General features: G+C 41.9%; 16 protein-coding genes. 3 read left to right on the forward strand and 13 right to left on the reverse strand.

What is annotated here, in order from left to right; translation table 11 throughout:
* Positions 1 to 198: 198 nt before the first annotated feature.
* Both EO119_RS06800 and potE read right to left on the reverse strand, forming a co-directional pair.
* Complete coding sequence (locus EO119_RS06800; RefSeq protein WP_126941143.1) at positions 199 to 2061, reverse strand: YadA-like family protein; 1863 nt, start codon at positions 2059 to 2061, stop codon at positions 199 to 201.
* Positions 2062 to 2306: 245 nt separating this feature from the next.
* Positions 2307 to 3641 (reverse strand): putrescine-ornithine antiporter, encoded by a 1335-nt coding sequence (gene potE, locus EO119_RS06805; RefSeq protein ID WP_009353207.1) that lies wholly within the window; start codon positions 3639 to 3641, stop codon positions 2307 to 2309.
* Between the two features lie 270 nt (positions 3642 to 3911).
* On the opposite strand from potE, the gene EO119_RS06810 reads away from it, so the two are divergent.
* Positions 3912 to 5336, forward strand: a complete 1425-nt coding sequence (locus tag EO119_RS06810) for a sodium:alanine symporter family protein (RefSeq protein ID WP_009353165.1) — start codon at positions 3912 to 3914, stop codon at positions 5334 to 5336.
* Positions 5337 to 5537: 201 nt separating this feature from the next.
* On the opposite strand, the gene addA is transcribed toward EO119_RS06810, so the two are convergent.
* The 8 genes from addA to EO119_RS06850 all read right to left on the reverse strand — a co-directional run bounded on the left by addA (position 5538) and on the right by EO119_RS06850 (position 16834).
* Positions 5538 to 9470, reverse strand: coding sequence for a helicase-exonuclease AddAB subunit AddA (gene addA, locus EO119_RS06815; RefSeq protein WP_126941145.1), 3933 nt, complete (start codon positions 9468 to 9470; stop codon positions 5538 to 5540).
* Positions 9457 to 12846 (reverse strand): PD-(D/E)XK nuclease family protein, encoded by a 3390-nt coding sequence (locus EO119_RS06820; RefSeq protein ID WP_126941147.1) that lies wholly within the window; start codon positions 12844 to 12846, stop codon positions 9457 to 9459. Before EO119_RS06820 ends, addA begins: the two co-directional genes overlap by 14 nt.
* A 116-nt stretch (positions 12847 to 12962) precedes the next feature.
* On the reverse strand, positions 12963 to 13460 hold the full coding sequence (gene queF / locus EO119_RS06825; protein WP_009353151.1) for a preQ(1) synthase: 498 nt from the start codon (positions 13458 to 13460) through the stop codon (positions 12963 to 12965).
* A complete protein-coding gene (locus EO119_RS06830; RefSeq protein WP_062401208.1) occupies positions 13453 to 13953 on the reverse strand; it encodes a QueT transporter family protein in 501 nt (166 codons plus the stop codon). The genes queF and EO119_RS06830 overlap by 8 nt, the downstream gene beginning before the upstream one ends.
* 81 nt (positions 13954 to 14034) lie before the next feature.
* Positions 14035 to 14559 (reverse strand): GNAT family N-acetyltransferase, encoded by a 525-nt coding sequence (locus EO119_RS06835; RefSeq protein WP_062401206.1) that lies wholly within the window; start codon positions 14557 to 14559, stop codon positions 14035 to 14037.
* An 89-nt stretch (positions 14560 to 14648) separates the two neighbouring features.
* Positions 14649 to 15623: a hypothetical protein gene (locus EO119_RS06840; protein ID WP_126941149.1), complete on the reverse strand. Its 975-nt coding sequence runs from the start codon at positions 15621 to 15623 to the stop codon at positions 14649 to 14651.
* A gap of 16 nt (positions 15624 to 15639) precedes the next feature.
* Positions 15640 to 16350, reverse strand: coding sequence for a hypothetical protein (locus tag EO119_RS06845; protein WP_126941151.1), 711 nt, complete (start codon positions 16348 to 16350; stop codon positions 15640 to 15642).
* Complete coding sequence (locus EO119_RS06850; RefSeq protein ID WP_164725692.1) at positions 16343 to 16834, reverse strand: ECF transporter S component; 492 nt, start codon at positions 16832 to 16834, stop codon at positions 16343 to 16345. The genes EO119_RS06845 and EO119_RS06850 overlap by 8 nt, the downstream gene beginning before the upstream one ends.
* Before the next feature lie 184 nt (positions 16835 to 17018).
* On the opposite strand from EO119_RS06850, the gene EO119_RS06855 reads away from it, so the two are divergent.
* The gene (locus EO119_RS06855) at positions 17019 to 17693 is read left to right on the forward strand and encodes a response regulator transcription factor (RefSeq protein WP_126941155.1); all 675 of its coding nucleotides are present in this window, start codon (positions 17019 to 17021) and stop codon (positions 17691 to 17693) included.
* A gap of 3 nt (positions 17694 to 17696) precedes the next feature.
* Positions 17697 to 19076, forward strand: coding sequence for a cell wall metabolism sensor histidine kinase WalK (locus tag EO119_RS06860; protein WP_126941157.1), 1380 nt, complete (start codon positions 17697 to 17699; stop codon positions 19074 to 19076).
* A gap of 67 nt (positions 19077 to 19143) precedes the next feature.
* Here EO119_RS06860 and EO119_RS06865 read toward each other — a convergent pair whose 3' ends face one another.
* The 3 genes from EO119_RS06865 to EO119_RS06875 form a co-directional block, all read right to left on the reverse strand.
* Positions 19144 to 20355: an MFS transporter gene (locus tag EO119_RS06865; RefSeq protein ID WP_126941158.1), complete on the reverse strand. Its 1212-nt coding sequence runs from the start codon at positions 20353 to 20355 to the stop codon at positions 19144 to 19146.
* A 156-nt stretch (positions 20356 to 20511) separates the two neighbouring features.
* Positions 20512 to 20943 carry a MarR family winged helix-turn-helix transcriptional regulator gene (locus EO119_RS06870; protein ID WP_126941160.1) on the reverse strand — a complete coding sequence of 144 codons (432 nt, stop codon included), beginning with the start codon at positions 20941 to 20943 and terminating at the stop codon, positions 20512 to 20514.
* 30 nt (positions 20944 to 20973) lie between these two features.
* Entirely contained in the window at positions 20974 to 21390 is a 417-nt protein-coding gene (locus tag EO119_RS06875; protein WP_009353240.1) for an Rrf2 family transcriptional regulator, read from the reverse strand.
* Positions 21391 to 21554 lie beyond the last annotated feature (164 nt).

Below are 21554 nucleotides of genomic sequence, written 5' to 3' on the forward strand. Positions count from 1 at the left end.
GTATATTGCTTTTCAAATATAGCATAACTAGATATTTAAAATCAAGTTTTAAAATATTCATTTCGCAAAGGCACAAAAGCCTTGAATATAGGGTTTTCTATGATTCATCAGAAAACAAAATACAACATTAATTTTCACAAAAAAAGAAAGTCGATAAATTTATATCAACTTTCTTTTTTACTATTTAAATGTATTTAATTATTTTGCAGCCATAGCATTCATAAGCATAGCAATTTTTTGATCTTGAGCTTCTAATTGAGCTTTTAATGTATCAATTTCTTTTGCCATTGCTACTTTAGTCATAGGAATATGTCCACGTTGACCAACTTTTAAGCTTACCCCTACATTAAATAATTTTTCACCATTTCCTACAGTACCGCCAAGGCTAACCATAGTATCTTCATTTGGACGATAGAATGCACCTAAAGCTAATGCATTACCGCTATGGTAGTTACCATAACCAGCTGCGATACTCCATGTATCATTACCATCAAACTCTAATGGATGTAATGCTGCTAACGCTGCAGAACCAGCTACTGCTTTATCCATACGAGAATTCAAACGACTTTCCATGGAACCCATATTTTGGTTAATGTTATCAACTTTGTTATTGACATTTGTAATATTAGTATTGATATCTTCTAAATTTTTATTAATAGTAGATTCAATGTTTCCTACTTCTGTTTTCACAGCTTTTAAAGCATCATTAATATTTGTTTTACCTGTACCACCAAGATCTTTTACAGTAACAGAGCCATTTTCACCAACAACAACAGCATCTTTACCTAATACTGCTTTTAAAGAGTCTGCTGTATTTTTTACAGAATCAGCTACATTTGCCACTGTAGTTGCTACAGAATGCAATTGGCTACCATTGATAGCATCTTTAGAATTTGCAGATACGTCTCCATTAGCTACATTAGTAACCTTTGTATTATTTGCATTGATTCCATCTTTTGTGACAAATTGCTTACCGTCAACAGCGATTCCACTTCCATCTACTTTGGTAGTACCTATTGTTACACTATTTAATGTAAGATCATCTTTTACTGCTACTGTGTATACAGGTTGACCATTAGCACCTTTTGATTCTGCAACAGTCACATTGGTACCTGCTTTTACTTCTGTTTTTACAGCTTTTAAGGCATCATTAACATTTGTTTTACCTGTACCACCAAGATCTTTAACAGTAACAGCTCCATCTTTATCTACTTCAGTTTCGCCACCTAATACTGTTTTCAAGGAATCGGCTGTATTTTTTACAGATTCAATAGCTTCATGAAGAGTAGCTTTTCCTGTTCCACCAATATCAGTAGCAGTAATTTTACCAGTTTCATCTACTGTTGCATCACCACCAATGATGTCTTTTACAGAACCAGCCATATTTGCCACTGCTGCTGCTACAGAATGTAATTGGCTACCATTAACAGCATCTGTAGATGTAGCTGTCACTTGACCTGCTGCTACGTTTTGAATTTGACGTTCTTTACCTTCATCACCAACAGAAACTACATAACTTACTTTATTGCCAGCATCATTAGTAACAGTACCTGCAAAATCAGTTAATTTTAATGTTGTTCCATTGGATTCAACAGAAGCTTCCGTTGTGTTAACACCTTCTTTTGTTTTAGCAAAAGTACCTAAAGCTACAGAGTTTTTCAAACTTGCTTCTGCGTGAGAACCATTGCTACCACCGCCGATAGCTACGCTATTCGCCGCAGCTACAGAGCGAGAACCTAATGCTGTACCATACCAGTCTGCAGAAGAGCTATCACCAATAGCTACGCCTCGGTTTTTTAACGCTTTTGCTTCACGACCAATAGCGATGGCAGATTGACCAGAACCATCTCCCTCTTTGTCCCCTGCATAGGCATTTTCACCGATAGCAATTGTATTATTAGTTGTACTTTGGGCATTTACACCAAGAGCAATTGCCTGAATTCCTTTTGCATTGGCACCAACACCATACGCAATGCCTTTATCATCACCTGTACCTGGCGTATTCACTGCAGCATCAGCTACATTCATTCCAATAGCACTCATAACCATAACAGCGCTCAACACTGCCGCTTTTAATGTTTGTTGTTTTTCTGTTGATTTAACATGTTCTTTTCCTTTACTTTTTCACGATAAAATAATCAATAAAATTGTTTATAATTCCTAAATTAAAAATTACAGTATTAAATGTTTTAGATTTAATACTGTAACAATTAATCATATGTGCAATTGTAAATAATCTTCATGAAGAAAAAATGAAGAAAATCAAAGTTCATGAAATCTTCATTTTTAAACTATGTATGTTGCTATTAATAAGCAGAGCTTTTACCAATAGCTTTCACTAGACGAGGCCGCCAATGGAATGCTGCCTGGTATGCTACATAGCCAAATAAAATGACGGAAGCCCCACCTTGTACAGGAATTGCTCCACATGCATAAATAGCATAACTATCATAGGCAATAGCTACGGCGCTCATCACATAGATTAGACGACGTAATCCGACGCTAGCCCCTTCAACAGATAGCATCTTGTTCACCGCCACGCAACAAAGAATATATGGAAATACATTTGTCACAACTGCTAGGTTAACAAGTTGTGCAAATTGTTCATTTAAACTTTCATCAGTGGTCATCAAAGCCAAAATAGCTTGTAATGCCAACAAAATAAAAATACCCCGTACAGGAGAATCTACGCGATTAACCCGGGCAAATACTTTAGGAAAGAAACCTGCTTCTGCACAGCTTTTAAAAACACGGCTCAAAGTAAATTGCCACCCCATAATGGCCCCAAAGCAGGATACTGCCATAAGCGCCATTACGATTTTACCTGCTGTACCATCAAACATATAGGCAAAAACAAGGCCAAATGGAGCAGTGGAGTTCACTAACTCAATGTTAGGAATGATCCCTGCCATAATATTTGTCGATACAATATATACCACAGCTACGGCTAAAGTGCCAAAAAATGTCGCAATCGGTACATTTTTCTTAGGATTTTCCACAGCATCTGCGTTTGCTGCTGCCGATTCAAAGCCTAAAAACCCCCACAATGTAAGGGAAATGGACTGACTGACCGCATCAAATACGGGTAGTTCTTGCGGATTCCAAACAGACACAAACATCTCTGGATCGAACCAAAACCAACCAAACACGCCAATAAATAAGACCGGCAACATGGTGCCCCAAATCGTAATATTGCTAATCCGTCCTGTGCTCTTGTTACCACGCACATTGACTAGAGCTGCCACCATGAGCAATCCTATTGTTGCTAAACTTACTTCTAATGGTGAAAGCGGCACATCAAACAATACAGCTCCATACCCTACGATAGATATAGCTATGGCTACATTGGCAATCACCAGAGATACTGCATAAGAATAATTGGCCATAAAATGTCCTGTCCTACCAAAGGCATATTCTACATAGCCTCCTAGACCACCAGACTTTTTCGTAAATAAGCCACATTGGGCAAAAATATAGGCTAAGGTTAAGGAGCCTAGTACAGTGATTATCCAAGATAGGATAGAAATGGTGCCTACCTGTGCTAATTGAGACGGTAGCATAATAATTCCAGCACCCAACATATTGGCTGCCACAATGGATGTCAGTTGGAATACAGACATTTTTTTAGCGGTGGTTTTCATGTATCAATCCCCTTTCCAAACATCACTTGAGTTCATTTCAAGTATCCGTGTCATCAAAACCGCTAGCCTAACTAGTCCGTACGGAATGGGTTCGGATGTAGTTAAGCGACTTCATTCTTTTATCGATTCATTGTAACACCTTTTCCTCCGTATGAATAGATATTTTTTTACAATTTTTCTCCTATTCCTATAACTTTCTATCATTTCCCTATCTTCCTATGATATACTATAGAAAATATGCTATGTCCATATAAAAGAAAGGATGTCCTTATGCAAGAACAAATCATTCAACTCTTGGGCGATGTAAACGGATTCCTCTGGAATAACATCATCATCGCTCTCCTCATCATTGCCGGTGTTTGGTTTACAGCAACCACACGATTCGTACAATTACGACAACTACCAGAAATGTTCCGTATTTTAAAATCTGGTGCAGGAGAAAAAAGTAAAGGTGACCATCACATTTCTCCATTCCAAGCATTCTGTATTAGCGTGGCCTCTCACGTGGGTGTTGGTAACATCGCTGGTATCGCTATCGCTATTGCCTTAGGTGGTCCAGGGGCTGTATTCTGGATGTGGTTTATCGCGCTACTTGGCGCAGCTACTAGCTTCATCGAAAACACATTGGGACAAATCTACAAAGAGCGCTTACCTGATGGCTCCTTCCGTGGCGGTCCATCCTATTACATTCGCCATGGTTTGAACAGTCCGTTCTTATCTATTTTATTTGCCATCTTAATCAGCGTTACATACGGCTTAATCTACAACTCTGTACAAGCAAATACCATTGCTATCGCTGTGCAACCATGGAATATCGACGCCTCTACAACAGGTCTTATCGTAGCAGCTTTATCTGCTCTTGTTATTTTCGGTGGTGCAAAACGTATCGCTCAAACAGCTGAATTTTTAGTGCCTTTTATGGCTGGTTTATATTTCTTAATTGCCTTATACATTGTCATCTCTAATATTTCTGTATTACCAACTGTGATTTCCGCTATCTTTACACAGGCTTTTACTATTGATTCTGCGACAGGCGGCTTCATCGGTGCTGCTGTAATGCAAGGTATCAAACGCGGCTTGTTCTCCAACGAGGCCGGCGAAGGTTCTGTACCAAATGCATCTGCTTCTGCTGATGTAAACCACCCTGTAAAACAAGGTTTAATCATGTCCCTTGGGGTATTCGTTGATACCATGTTTGTATGTACTGCCTCTGCATTCATCGTTCTTGTATCTGGCGAATATGTGCACACAGATCTAACAGGTATTGCCCTTGTTCAACACAGTATTGGACACCAATTAGGCTCTTGGGCTCCTGCAGTCATCGCATTATTTGTATTCATGTTTGCCTACAGTTCCATTATCGGCAACTATTTCTACGGCGAAGTGAATATTGCGCACATGACAAAAAATAACAAATTCGCTATTAACCTATTCCGTGCTCTTGTTATCATCATGGTCTATGTTGGTTGTATTGCTGAATTAAATCTTGTTTGGAACTTAGCTGACTTGTTTATGGCATTCTTAGTGCTTTGCAATATTACCTCTATCTTGCGTTTAGGCAAATTAGTAACCATTGCACTCAAAGATTACATGAATCAAAAATCTAAAGGTATTGAAGATCCAATCTTCGACCGCGCTATTTTACCAACTCAAAAAGGTATTACTTGGTGGCACAAAGGTCATGAAAACGAATAAACTCCTACGAAAAGGGTCCTTCGGGGCCCTTTTTCTGTTTCGACGATATATTATATGATTCTGTAATATTTCTTGAAAGGGACAGTAAAGGCTCCCGCTACAACGCATTATATTAGATATAAAACATAGAGGAAGGTTGATACCATGGTATCAACCTTCCTCTGTTGTATATATTGAGTTATTATCTTTTTAAATTATCTACTATACTGGAATCGCTCTTTCTAGTCGGAAGGAATAGATGTATACCTCTTTCACAGGGTATGGTGTCAATCGCTCTAAGGCTTCTTTATACAGCATCAGCTGAATGCGATAGCGCTCTACTAGAGCCTTTTCATCAAGATGGTCTGTTTTATAGTCAACTAGCACCCAAGATCCCTCTTCTAGGAATGCTGTATCGATGATACCTTGTAGGAACAGATCTTCCCCGTCTAGCATCTCTGGGTACACACGGTTCGCCGGAAATAGCATACTAAATGGCAACTCTCGTTCCACTCGCTGTGCTGTTAGCAATCGTTGCCCTAGATCAGACTGAAAGAAATCACAAATCCGTTTTTCACTAATCGCCTTCCGTTCCTCATCAGTCAAGTATCCTTGTAATGCTAGCGAATCCAAGGCTTGTCGCAAAGATGGTCGTGTATATGATTGCAACGGCAACCACTGCATCACCTCATGCATGAGGGTACCCCAACGAGCGCCACTGCAAATCGGTGTGGACTCATTCATGGAAGATAAGGATACGTCGAAGGGCCCTAGGTCTACAGAGGCTTCTTCTGATATATCCTCTGCACCCTTTTCTTTGGCTTTCTCAGTACCGTTTTCCATGCCCTGCTCGCCAGTTAGCTCAGTATCATCAGTGCATGCATCCGGTATACTATCGCCTATTAACATATCTTCTACGGAACTATCTAAGTCCTTACTAGAGTCTACTACGAGTAGTTCAGACCTATCTGGTGTCCCAGATTCTCCTTCTATATTGCTGTTATGTTGCTCTGTTCGATAGTCCGGCTCAATCATCTGTTTTGCCAATTCTTCCAGCTCCACAAAGCGCCGTTTAATTTCAGATACAGAGATTTTCCCCGCTCGCTCTATGGAACTTTCATAAGGATAGACAGAAGTTAGCCGATCTATCACGACAGGGTCCAATGGTGGCGCTTCCACCGGTAATTGGGCACGTACTTGTTCTAGAATATCTACTTCTACGGACGGTGTTTCCTGTGAAACACTGTAATCATTTCCATCATGAATGTGAAAGGACACAGGACAATCTTTGTACGGTATATCTGGGAATTGCGGGCTTTCTACCTCCGCAAATTGGCGCAACTGCATGCCACCTGCTACGTGGCGAGCTAAACTTCGCAATATCCAATCTAAATAGGAATTACATCCTAGAATCTGCTCTTTCGTGAAAGCACTTTCACCCCACTGTAAGACAGGCACCACCCATTCACCCATTTTCTTCGTCGCTGGTCGATCCGTGGAGCCATTGATAGATCCCTTCATATAGCCTGTGATATACAGCTTATCTTTAGGCCGAGTTAATGCTACATAAAGAATACGCTCCTCTTCAGCTTTCAAATTTTCTTCCAAAGCTTGGCGTACAAAAATCCAAGGTAAGGAATTATACATCACACGCAAGTCTGGGAAATACCCTTTCAAACCCACTCCATATTCCTTGTGCAATAGCAATGAGCGGTTCAAATCCATTTTATTAAAGCCCTTTTGAGTGCCCATGAGAAATACTACAGGAAACTCTAAGCCCTTACTTTTGTGGATGGTCATAATGCGCACCACGTTGTCCGCTTCGCTCACTGTTTTGGCAACGCTCAAATCTTCTCCGGATGCCTGTAAGCTTTCAATAAAGCGTAAGAATCGGAATAAGCCACGGTAATTGCCACTTTCATATTGTTTCGCTCGCTCATACAAGGCCAGCACATTGCCACGGCGCACCAAGCCATTTGGCATGGCGCTCACGTATTCTACCACATGCAAGGTGTCGTAGATGTGCCAAATTAAGTCCGTAATGCCTTGACGGCGAGACATGGTCCGCCATGTATCCATGGAGTCCACAAGACGAATCCACCCTGCATTCTGAGATGCTTCTACAAATGGGCGCAATCCGCTCCACAAGCTGTTCTCCCCTACAGACAGACGAAGACGCCCTAAATCGTTGGCATCCATCCCGATAAGAGGCGATTGCAAAACGATGGCCATAGGCAAGTCCTGCTCCGGATTATCGATGATTTGCAACAAGGACAGCACAAACTGCACTTCCATGGCACTGAAATAGCCGGATTTCTCCTCTGCATAGGCAGGGATGCCCTCTCGCCGTAGTAGGTCGATCATTCGGCTCGCTGACCCAGAGATAGATCGCTTCAAGAGTACAATGTCTCGCCATTCCATGAGCCGGAAGGTGCCGTCTTTATCTTGCACCATGGCGCCATTGTTCTTTAACTCTTGGATTTTACGGATCACAAAGAGCATTTCTTTTTCATCGTTCTCTAGGTCTTCTCCGTCTTCCGGGTCTGTCTGTGCCTTGTCTTCATCACAGCAAAGAACGTGCACTTCTACATCACCACCTACCCATTCTGGTGGCGCCTCTTCTACGATGCGACCTGTGTGGAGAGCTTCTGCCTCACCATAGGTAAGCCCTGCCCCTTCATCGGTCATAATTTGGGAAAATATAAAGTTCGTTACATTTAGAATTGCTTCATGGGAACGGAAGTTTTGGGACAAATCGATACGCCGTTCCACACCGTTCACATGGTGGTCAAACCGATGGTACTTTTCCATAAATAGCTGCGGATCTGCCATACGGAATCCATAAATCGACTGTTTCACATCGCCCACATAGAAACGATTGTCTCCACGAGATACTAAATTCACGATAGCCTCTTGGACGCCATTCGTGTCTTGGTATTCATCGACCATCACTTCTTTGAATGTATCCTGTAACTCCAGTGCCACCTCAGATGGCTTGAGTTCTTCTGTAAATTCTGGGTCTACTAATAAGGCTAAGCATAGATGTTCCAAGTCGGAGAAATCGATCATACCCGCTTCTTGTTTTGCCTGCTGAAAATCCTCATGGAATCGTTTCACCAGCCCCATAATACCTCGTGCCAACGGCACTAAGTACTCCATTTGCTCTCGCCAATCTGCTTCCGTAATAGCAAAGACACCTTTCGGCATGGCTTGCAATATCTCTTTTCCTTCTGCCAAAATGGCTTTGATTTCACTCAGGATAGCTGGATCGCTTTCATTCATAGCCTTAGTGGCACGGAGTACGGGGAAACTAAATCCCCCAATCCCCACTACACCCACATGCATAGCATCCCAGGTGTCTGCTTTTTGCATAGCTTGTAACAGCGTTTGCAATTCGCTGACCTTCTCCATCCATTTATCGAACCCATTACCTAACGTCGCCAATCGCTGTGCCTCTTCATAGCGCTCTAGAAGATACTCAATTTGTCGTTGTTGTTCTTTCCAAAATAATGTGCCCCAAGTAGTTTCTAACAAGGTTTGGTGTAAAGCACTTTCATAGGTATGACACACCTGATCTAACCAACGCATAGGCTGACTTTGAGCCAAGGCAAAGTTGTATATTTGAAAGACCGTCTCCCGCAAGATCTGGTCTGATCGTTCCGTGCTAAACATATCGCTCACATCGTAAATATTATATAAACCTTGTTCGTAGGCTTCTAACAAAATGGCATCTAGCACATCGTAGCGCATAAGCGCTAATTCTCCTTCATTGCCGATAGTAAAAGACGGATCTATATCCAGTTTATAAAAATAACTGCGGATCACCCATTGGCAAAAGGAGTGCAAAGTAGAAATATGGGCGGACAGCAACATATTCAATTGTTCTTCTAAATAAGCATCCCCTGTGGCTTGAAACTCTTCCGCTAGTTTCATCCCGATACGAGCTTTCATCTCCGCTGCTGCCGCCTTTGTGAAAGTCACCACCATCAGTTCCTGAATACTTAGCTCTCGCCGTTTCAGGCGTTGTATCATACGCTCTACGAGGACTGCCGTTTTACCAGATCCCGCCGCAGCGGACACCAAAATAGTTTGGGATGGTAACTGCCCTGGTCTAGGTGCATCAATAGCACTCTGTTGCGCATCAGTCCATTTCATAGGTAGCCCCTCCTGTTTGTAATGCTTCCATCTTCTCCAATGCTTCCTCTTCGGTCATGGTCTTAATATAGCGATATCTATTGCGCGTTCCATCAAAGCGACATAAGGCTTGGAACTCACAATATTCACATGGCCGTCGCTTATCCTTTTGGTACGGACTAATAGGAAACTCTCCATCCATCATCTGTGTACCACTGTTGGAAATAATTTGTTTTGTGTATTCCTTCATAAGGCCAAATTGTTCCATCGTCTTCAAACTTTTGGATGTGCGACTATCTGGAGTGCCGTCCTTTTTCAGGACAATCGGTACATATGGAGAATTGCTTTGATACGCCCTCGTCACATCTAAGGATTGTAAGACGTCACCGTCTACAAAGTATCCACTATTTTTCAACTCTTGGATAGTAGATTTTTCTTCCTCTGCCCGTCTGTGATTCACTACTTCAGATAATTTCACTTGCGGATTCCGTACATAGGTATAGAGGGCAGCCGCTGTGCCAATTCTATCTTGTGTATTCTTTTCCAATGCCAATAGATAGGTCATTAATTGTAATTTCAAGCCATAGTAAATTTCATCAGCTCGCACCGTAGTGCCCCCTGATTTATAGTCAATCACTGCCGCATAATGACCAAGAGGTCCTCGATATTCATCGACACGGTCTATTTGACCGCGCAGTACGATACTTTCGCCATAGTTTTTGCCCAATGGGATGCGCACTGGACGCCAGTTAGATGTGCCCATGCCAAAACTTTGCTCTATTTCTGTAGTGGAAAACTCGCTTTTCTTAGACCAATCTACGAGACGTGCTACCGTAGCTGATAAGGTAGATGTTAATCGAGTATACAGTTGCGCTTCGTACGCATCTCGCTCTTCTGTACCCATCACCGCATCGGCCGCTTCACGGCATAAAGATTCTTGTTCTTCCTCTGTTAAATCACGCCATTGTCGACCCTGTTCTAATAGATATTCCCCTAAATAGCGCAACGTATCGTGAAGGAAGGTCCCGATTTCAGGAGCTCCAAAGGATTTCACCTTCCGTGGGGCTAAGCGTAATGCATATTGAGCATAGAAACTGTATGGACAACGATGGTATCGTTCTAATCGTGTGACGGATCCCGTTAAAGCATCACTGCGTAACAATAACCCTCGTACAATGGACTGCTCAATGCGTGGCACCGTATTCGAGTCAAACATACCTCGTGTGGCAAAGAACACCTCACCTCTGTAGCCCATTTCTATGCTCCAGTTATAAAGACTCCACCAAGTAGAGGCGATAGGATCTCCTTTCATGAGAGCACTCATACGACTGGAAAAAAGGCCTAAGCTCTGGGATGGTCGCCACAGATAGTCCTGTTCTCGTCCCCCTGGCATAGATAGTGGTGCTTCTTCGATAGTTTTCACATACCCATATTGCTGTAAACGGCGCACTACCAAAGATGGTTCCATTTTAGACCCTTCTTCATCGGATGTGACATAGGACAGATGCAGTCCTTGGCTAGCACGAGTGCAGGCTAAATAGAATAAGAAATTTTCATTGAACATTTGCCCTAAGGCACCCGCCGCTAGTTGCACACCTACCTTAGCCAACGCCGTCCGCTCTTGGTCACGCAGAATGCCTTCGTCCCCCATTTTACGAGGAAATACGCCCTCATTGAGGCCTAGCACATAGACTTCCTTCGCATCTGTCATATAGCTACGGTCGATGGTGGTAATCGTCACATGGTCCAACGATGGCGGCACCAAAGAGTAGGTCACTTCACTGAGTCCTTCCTCGATGATAAGACCCATCTCCTCTGCGTTCAACTCCTCTGTGCCCGTCACAGCTGCACATTCCTCTAGCAATTGAATAGCATGTTTATAGATCTGTACATGGCTGGCACTTTCTTGTACATCCCCACGGTCTTCTGCTTCGTCATACCAATATTTCAATTGCTCTGGAATGTGCCAATCTTGCATGATTTGGAATAGGAACTCACTCCATTCCTGTCCCGTATGTGACAGTTTACAGAAATCATAGATTGGACGCAAATATTCCAGGACGCGCATATGTAAGTCTTGCATCACAGCTCGTCGCTCTTCATCGTCCTCACCACCATAGGTCCACACATCTCGTAACCACGCCGCCCCTTGAATGCCATATTCTAAACAATAGTTTTCTAATCGGTCTACTTCTTCCCGTGTGAAAGGCGCAAAATCCGTTTTCAGTAAGCGGAACACCGCATCATGGTCAAAGAAGGTACGATGCACATGGAAGATACCTTGCAAGAACTCCGCCAAAGGATGGCTAGTCATCATCTTCCGTTGATCTGAGAAGAAAGGAATGCCATAATTCATGCAAGCTTTTTCCAGTACATCACCATAAGACTCCATGTCCCTCAATATAATGGTACAGTCTTTCCAGCGATGTTCCTCTTCTTGACGATATGCTAAAATCTTACGACATACCGCATCAGCTTCCCGTTCTCGATTGTAGGCATTCACCATAGTCAATGAATCTTTCGTGGTGTTTGCTTTCATAGGAGTCCTGAAAAACTGTGTATTTAACTGCTGTAACACGGGCGTCCCACGATAGACGGTGTTCATGTCATGCACCACTGCCTCTGGATACCAAGTCATCATATCTCGGTAGGTCTCCCACACCCGGAAATACATAGATCCCTTGCGACTGTGCACCTCTTCCTCCAAGGATGGCAAACTGATTGTCATATGACAAGACTCACTGAGGGAAAACAGGCGTTGAATCAATCGATACTGTAAAGGTGTAAACCAATGGAATCCGTCTACAAAGACATGGCAATGCTTCATGAGTGGAGACTGTGGCAATAGGTCGATCAATGTTTCCATAGAATCTTGGACACCTAGCTCTTCCAAGGCTGCATCGTAGCGTTCTAATAGCAAGGATAATTCTTGTAATTTCCTGCCCAACACCATGGAATCTACATGTTTCACAGCCCCCGACAAGTCCTCTGGCGTTACACCAAAGGCTTTACACTCCGTCAAAAGACCTTGTATGACATCTCCAAAATGAGGTTGTTTCGCTGCCTGTTTAAACAAGTCCAACTCTCCGGCTGATTGCTTTAACAATACACGAAGGACTAGTTTTTTGCCAATTTCCGACAGGCCCTCTTCTTTCACTTTCCCTAAGGATTGATACACTTGATAGGCTAGCCGTGTCATGCCCACCACACGCACCGTAGTGAACCCTTTTTCCTGACGAAACTCTGCTAGTTTGCGTTCCATCATATACGTCGCAGGATCTGGCACAAGGACGATAATCTGGTGGTCTGGATGGTCTTGTAAAATTCGTTCTATCTCTGCGAAACAAGCCGTAGTCTTTCCCGTACCAGCTCCGCCAATATATAACTGTGGTTGCATGTCCAACTCCTTTTCCTTTCAACATGTTGTATCTATCTCTATCCTATCATGTCTAGGGCACTTAGTAAAATTGCCAGGTCCCTCAACCGATTGACCTGGCAATAGTATATATGTAATTAACGGTACGCTACCCGTTTTGGTTGCATATCATGAAAGTGCAAGCGCTCCTTCGCTGTAGCTTCCCAATCGGTGCCCGGTTTGCCATAATTGGCGTACGGATCAATGGACAAGCCCCCACGTGGTGTAAATTCGCCCCACACTTCAATATATTTAGGCTCCATCAATGCCACTAAATCTTTCATGATAATATTGATACAATCTTCGTGAAAGTCTCCATGGTTGCGGAAACTAAATAAATATAATTTTAAAGATTTACTTTCCACCAATTTTTCATCTGGCACATAGGAAATATAAATCGTTGCAAAGTCCGGTTGCCCCGTCATTGGACAAAGACTCGTAAACTCTGGACAATTGAATTTCACAAAATAGTCATTCCCTGGATGTTTATTAGGAAATGCTTCTAGCACCTGTGGTGCATAATCTGTAGGATAGTCCGTATGGCTACCTAAAGCATGAACACCTTGTAATTCTGCTGCATTACGACCACTACTCACGAACTAAAACCTCCTTATTTTTATAGACTACTTTCTCCAACGCATTGATCAAGAAGTAGCTCACCACACCACACACGAACTGACCTACTACGAGGGAGCTCACTAATACCCAGTATGGAACTGGCAAGAAATAGGTCAACCAAATTGGTACAATCAATCCTGGTACAAAGGTAATGATAGGAATCAACACCCAATTACCTAACCCTTGACGCTTCGCAAGGACGATTAGACCTGTTGTCAATAAACCTACGATAGCTCCACCGATAGAATCCACTAAACCAAAACCACCCATCACTGTATTACTTACAAAGTTGGCAATACTAAAGGCTGGAATGGTGAATGGAAAGATAGCTGACAATCCATAGAGCGCTGTAGCAATACGCACTTGATACTGACCGAAGGCAAAGCCTTGCGTACCGATCATAAGCGCCAAATACATAGCGATGGAAATGGCAGAAATCGTCAATCGTTGTGTGTTGTTAAATTGTTTCATTATAACTCCTTAGTTTTGTTTACAGACAGGAGGATCTCGAACTGTCTATCTAATACCTACTACGACATAACTCGTAGCTACCTAGAACATTTCTAGGGTTTTGAAAAGCTCCGGGTATTCCAATGTGCCAGCTTCTAAAGGTGCTGCTTGGGCATCAAGCTTGATACACATCATGTGCTCCCGGTCCAACCCTTCTGGTGGTTCTACACCAAAGTTATGTGCAAAATCATAGCCCAACCGTGGGTAGTACACATTACTACCGTACACGAACAAGTAGGAATATCCCATCTTACGAGCCAATCGTTGGCCCTCTAAGACAAGAGCTCCCCCTACGCCGTGTCCACGCATAGACTGCGCCACCGCCAGTAAGCCCAAAATGAGCACATCTTGATCGCCTACTTTACCACGCAGGAACATACCATACCCTGCAATGGCATTGTCGATGATCGACACCAAAGATAACTTAGGAATATACGCATCAGACTCACGCAAGGCTTCCACTAGTTTATATTCTCGTCCTGTACTGCGATCTGCACTGATATAGGCTTCTCGCACGAGAGCTGTGACCGTATAAAATTCACGCTTTTTCTCTTCTCGTATAATCATAGTTCCTCCGGTTCATGATGAAAGTACACCAAATGGATTGCTATTCTTTAGTATACCGAACTTTTTCGATAATAGCAAATATCTTTCCCTTATTTCTTAGCTTTTTTCGCTAGTCTCTCTCGTTCTTTTTGCTCTTGTTTTGCCAATCTTTCTTGCTCCTTAGCTTGCTGTTTTGCTAGCTGAGCTTCCTTGTTAGCCTGTTGCTTTGCTAATCGAGCTTGCTCTTTTGCCTGCTGTTTCGCCAATTTTTGTTCTGCTTGTAACTTAGCTCGTTCCGCCTTTGCCAAATGTTGCTGCTCTTTCTTTGCCAATGCCTCTTGTTTTCGTTGAGCTTTCGCTAATTGGCGTTGGGCTTGTGTGTCTAACCGTTCCTGTTTGCGTTCTGCTTTTTGCAATAGTACCCACTCTTGTTTTGCCACTTTCATAAGCGGTCGTTGTTCCTTTTTAGACGCATCCCATTGACCCCCAGCTATAGCCTCTTGCACTTCTCCATCAATAGGCTGTAAGGCTACGTTTCCTTGTGCCTTCGCCGAAGGCACTACTAATTCTAAATGGCTTCGCTGAGATGTTCCTTGTTGAAAAGTACGCACTTGTACTAACCCATGATTTGGCAAGGCAGATGCATCAATTTGGAAGGACTCCATTTTCTTTTGGATTTCTTCTTTTGTCAAAGCTGGTTCCACTGCGATTGGTGTTCCCTCATCAGCACTATTCATTTGTGCTTTATCTGATTTTGCTTCTTCTTGTTCAATTTCATAATTCATAATAGAACGACGGTTTTCATTATACAATCGCAATGCCAACATGCGATCACTTTCATTCATGGTTTCACGGCGTGCCACCACATCTGCCATCATAGGTATCAATTCTTTTCTAGTGAATGCTCGTGACCCTAAATCTACTCCCTTAGTATCCGTAATCGCTCCATGTTTCACCAAGGTCATAAGCGCTTGATATTCCCAATCAGGAGGACTCACTACACCATATGGGTTTGCCTCTGCTTGAGCCACTGTCAATCCACCGGCTACCAATGCCAATGCTATATAATATCGTAACTGTTTCATATCTATATCCTTTCTATTATCTATGCCGTCCTACATACTGTGCCTTAGGGAACTCTCCTAACCACGCTGTTTCACCACTGGCACGAACAGCTACAAGTACCGCTGTAGCAGGTCCGCCCCTATGATCTAATTCCTTATCTGTCAGTTCTATGGCCTCCATAGATGCCCCTTCTAAATAACTTAGCACCGTCAACTCTTGACGGATACCTCTGGAACCAATGGGTACCACACGAGATGTACCAGGATGTGCCAAGGCTCGTTTCACCTCATCATAGGTGACAATCCACTCTGGTTGTTCTAACACTTCATGACCTACTAAGGGTTTCCCTAATACGTACACAGCATAGGGTTCTCCTGTGCCAAGCACTTCTGGTGCACCCACTCCTAGAGCCGTAATCCCTACGGATGTAGTGCTCACTTTCATATTACTTTCATGGCTACCATTAATGGGCACAGTAATATCTAGTGTATCCAGTTCTTCTTGAATTCCCTGTACCACAGAGGTCACCACCGTATCGTAGTCGCCGCCAATGAGGTATTGTATGGCTTTCACAGTGCCTCTAGCGCATAGAATTTCAAGCATTGCCACACGAGCTGCGAAGGCACCTACCATGGCATAGGGTACGGCTAGCACATCATGCTCCTGTAACCCAATACCACTGCTAATATCACTGGCAATGATCCAATCTTCATTCTCTTTCAAGGAAAGTCTTGTTATATCACGCATTTCGTTTACCACCAAACACTCGATTCAACTGACTCACTACAAGCGCCGCCCCTACATAGTTCAATACATAGGCTAAAGACAAAGGCACAAATAAAATAGCCACAATCTCTGTACTCTGTGTCATCCATGCAATCACGGCGAGCCCGATACCAATATTAACGATATACCCCAGTATACCACTCACTACATAAGAGAAAGATGAAGTCATTCGTTTCATTATATATCCAATGCTAGCCCCAGTCCCTGCCATAATAATAGCGACTGCCATATGGATGGGGACACTGAGAGGAAACCCCGTGGAGGCAGCTGTTGCTATATGTCCTAAAGCACCTAGCACAGCACCCGCTACAGGACCTAACAGTAAGGCTCCCACAAAGGCTGGTGATGAATCAAATCCAATGGAATATACTCCAAAATGGATCTGTCCGCCAATAGCGCAAAGAGCAATCAGTAAGGCGTAGGCCGTCATTGTTCTAATATTCATAATAACCACTCCTAGGGAAGAACAAATCATAATTTCTACCTTTATTATAGGTGACCCTACCGCATAAAGCAATCATTCATGGTCTTTTCATGTACAACGGCTATACTACTTCCATATATCTCTTTAAAGTATGTTAAAAATACGATACAATACAACTATATACTAACCTATGAAAGGAGTTCTTATGAAAGTCTTAATTATTGAAGATGAACAAATGCTGAATAATATTATTGCCAAACGTTTAAAACTAGAATCTATGATTGTAGATCAATGCTTTAACGGAGAAGATGGATTAGATTATATTTCCACATCTAGTTATGATGTGATCGTTATGGACATAATGATGCCAAAAATGGACGGTCATGCCGTAGTACAACAAATGCGTGAAGAAGGTAACAAAACCCCGGTTCTTTTCTTAACTGCTAAAGATACATTAGAGGATAAAGTATCTGGTTTAAATTTAGGCGCTGACGACTATTTAGTAAAACCATTTGAATTTGACGAACTCATTGCTCGCATCTATGCGTTAGCTCGCCGTGGTCGTAATCAAGCTACAGAAGATATTATTGCAGGGCCATTACGCATCAATCAAAAGAGCCGTTCCGTTCTTCGTAATGAAGAGCCTATAACATTAACTGCCAAAGAGTTCGACCTACTCTTCTATTTAGCAAGCAACCAAAATATCGTTTTATCTCGTCAACAAATTCTTGACCATGTGTGGGAATACGACTATGAAAGTTACTCCAACCTAATCGACGTATATATTAAAGACCTGCGCAAAAAAGTGGACACCGACGAAACTAAAAAATTAATTCAAACTGTTCGTGGCGTAGGCTATGTGTTCCGCACCGAGGAATAATCCATGCACGATGTAATCAAACGCTGTTGGAACTCCATAGAGACCCTTCTCTTGCGAGTTCCTTTGGTATATAAAATTACTAGTTGGTACTCTATTTTTCTACTGCTAATGATAGGGCTATTAGCTACCTTTGTAATCCAATTCACCCATATTTGGGACCAAAATGAAATCCGTACAGACCTACAAGAGGCTGTCATTGAATCCGCTAGTGACCCTAAAAAATTTAAGCCCTTTGATGACGGTATCTTTCTCTTAGTCTATACCCATGATGGAGTCGTCTTACGAGGTAATGTACCTGATTTATTTCCAAAAGAGGCTCCTCCTTCCTTTGATGCTATCACTGAAGTGAGTCATCAGAACCGTTCTTTTCTATACTACGATGCTCCCATTCAGCATCGCCCTGGTGTACAAGGCTATATTCGTGGCGTCGTACCTATGGCATTCCTTGATAGAAAGTCAAATAGCATGTTCTTCGCTTTATTATTCGGTGGTATTCTCTTCGTTACGGTTGCTGCTATTGGGGGCTATTGGATTATTCAACGAGGTTTAAAACCAGTACGTACCGTTACCAATTTAGCTGCACAAATTTCATTAAAGCGAGATTTATCAGAACGCATTGAAAATATCCCTGAATCTGGAGATACTATCTATCAATTAGCTTCTACTTTCAACCATATGCTCAGTAGTTTAGAAGAATCCTCTAATCGTGAAAAGCGCTTTAATTCCGACATTTCTCATGAATTACGTACGCCTATTGCTGTCATCCAAGCTGAAAGTGATTACGCTCGCCAATATGTAGCCTCCTTAGAAGAAGCAAAAGAAAGCTTTCAAAATATTTTTGTTCAAAGTAAGGGAATGGCAGACATGGTCTCACAATTGTTAGAAATTGCTCGCCTTGATAGTCTAACCAATATAGATAAAGAACCTGTCCCTCTATCCAAAGTGGCTGAACAATTAGCCCATACCTATACTCGATTAAGTAAAGAGAAACATCTTACTTTTACTAGCCATATTGATGAGTCTATCATTGTTTATGGCAACCAAATCCTATTGCAACAGGCAATGGCCAATCTTTTGGACAACGCTTTCAAATTTGCCCATACGAAAGTACACTTGGAAGTCTCATCAGGATCTACCATTCACATCTCCGTTCAAGATGATGGCATTGGTATCCCTCCAGAAAGCATCCCTTTAATTTGGGATCGATTGTACCAAGTAGACCCTTCACGTACCTCGAAAGAAAATAAAGGTCTCGGACTTGGGCTCTTTTTTGTACAAAATGTTGTGCAACTCCATGAAGGTACACTGCAAGTAGAAAGCACACCAGATGTAAAAACAACATTTGGCTTTGAGTTACCAATCCATAATAATTCTGAAACATAACAAAAGAGGATATCTGACAAAGTTGTCAGATATCCTCTTTCTTACTTCACTCACTATATATAGTCTATCAAATGTATTGAATATTTGGTCGATTTCCATGGATTTTCAACACTAAATAGCCAATGATCATCATTCCTATACCTGCCACCAAGAATACATAGGATGTACCCCAATAGGTGGCTACTATGCTAGCAAACAGCGGTCCTATCATATTTCCTAATTGTTGGGATGTCGTGGCAAGTCCGAATACTCGGCCACGCACTGATGGATCTGTATTCACGGTCATAGCTGATCCAAGGGATGGGAATATACCTACAATAAATACGCCAATAAGTAATTGCAAGGCCCCAAACCACCATAATCCAAACGGTAAACTTTGCAATAATAATACAGTTCCAGTACCCATTAGCCCATAAGATATAACTCTAAAGTATCCTCGCCGCTGTCCATAAGCAGCCCACACATTAGTCATAATCATGCCCATCACACCACCACCGCTGAGAATGGACCCTGCTAACATGGCAGCCCCTTCCATGGACCCTTTTAATTCTCCCACATAAATGGCCACAATAGGTTGTAGCATAAGCATAACAGCTTGCACTAAAAAATATAATCCTAAAATATGGAGTAGTACCTTATTTTGTTTTGCTGCTTGTAAATCTTCTGAAAAAGAAGTTGTTTTTACAGAAGCTTCACTTTCCACTTGTGGTTCTTTTACAAAGATAGCTATTGCTGCAGTGACGATAAATAAAGTAATCCCTGCCACCATAAATACAGGCCGCATCCCTACTGCTAGTTCTGTCAACCCTCCTGTTAAGGGACCCACAGTATTCCCTAGGACTAAACCCATCTGAAAGATACCCATCGCCGTACCTACACGTTCTTTTGGCACAGATAATGATACCATAGTCATAGCGGCTGGCATAAACCCATTGGCAAAACCTTGAAACGCACGAACTAATAAAAATTGATATTCATCTTGTACAAAAGCGCTCCATAAATACGATAGGCCAATCAAAATCCCTGCCCGTATTGCCATTAGTTTCTTTCCATGCTGATCCGCCAATCGACCCCATACAGGAGCCATGATAGCAGCGATAAAAAATGAAATAGAAAATGATAAGCCTGACCAAAGAGCTAACTGTTCCTGTTCCACACCGAGCTCTAAAAGATACACGGGAAGGAAAGGAATAATCATTGTATAACAAATGGCAAGCAGTGACATCCCTATAGTAAGAATCCACACTGCCACCATTCCTGTTTGTTGTAATCCTTTCATACTTTACTCCCTCTAGATATATACAAATTGTAACCTTATTGTAACATATCTACTGTAAGGCCCCAACAAGTCCCCTCCATAGACAGGGAAATAAAAATAGAGGAAAGTTGATATACTATCCTCTACTCATTGTAACTATAAGTAGATTGTCACTATCTAGCCTTTGACATTATGCAAGACTTTCCATAACAAATTCTGTAACAATTGAAGCTCCTCTTGAGATAATCCCAATTTCGTTTCAATTAAATTTGGAATATATCGAACTTTTTTCTCCAAAGACTTTCCTTTTGTTGTTAACGTAATCATCATAGAACGCTCATCTTGTTTAAATCGTTCACGTATAATTAAGCCTTTTTTCTCTAGCTTCCGTAACAATGGAGTTAATGTTCCCGAGTCTAAATAGATTCTCTCTCCAATCATTTTTAGATTCGCTTCTTTATATTCCCAAATAACAGACATTGCAAGATATTGTGTATATGTGATCCCCAACTCAGAAAGTTCTGGTTGACATGCTCGCAAAGCTTCTTTTGCTGCTGCATATAAAGGGAAGCCGATTTCTTGCTCTACCTTTAATTTCTCTTTTTTCATCCTAAAATTCCCTTACCTCTTTCTTACAACTTACACTGAAAAATGTCGGTCAATAACATCTTGAAGCGTTAAACTTTGCATATATTCACGCAAATGATTTTGTAGATGTTCCCATAATGGCAATGTACGGCATCCTTCGCTCATCGGACATGTGTTCACATCTTCCTCTAAGCAAGCTACAACTGCAATAGAATCTTCTGTAGCAGCAAGAATATCATAGACCGTATAGTCTTTTGGCTCTTTTGTCAGTTGGTAACCACCATACTTACCACGAACACTTTTTACATATCCTGCTGCACTCAATCGTGCTACAATTCCTTCTAAATATTTATCAGAAATATTTTGGCGCTCCGCCATTTCACGAATAGATACATTGCGATCTACACTGTGCTCTGCCAAATCAACTAGCACGCGTAATGCATATCGACCTTTAGTAGAAATTTTCATAAATAATACCTCTTCAAAAGTAGGATTTATACCTAATCTATATTATATATAGAACAACGAATTTTGTCTATATAGATTGTGTACATATTTAGTACCTATATTGCATAAGTAACACTCACAATATGCATATAAGCAATATATTTTGTATATTTACACATACTGAA

It is taken from the genome of Veillonella sp. CNR 79/14 (assembly GCF_003992185.1).
In the GTDB taxonomy this organism is placed as follows: Bacteria; Bacillota; Negativicutes; order Veillonellales; family Veillonellaceae; genus F0422.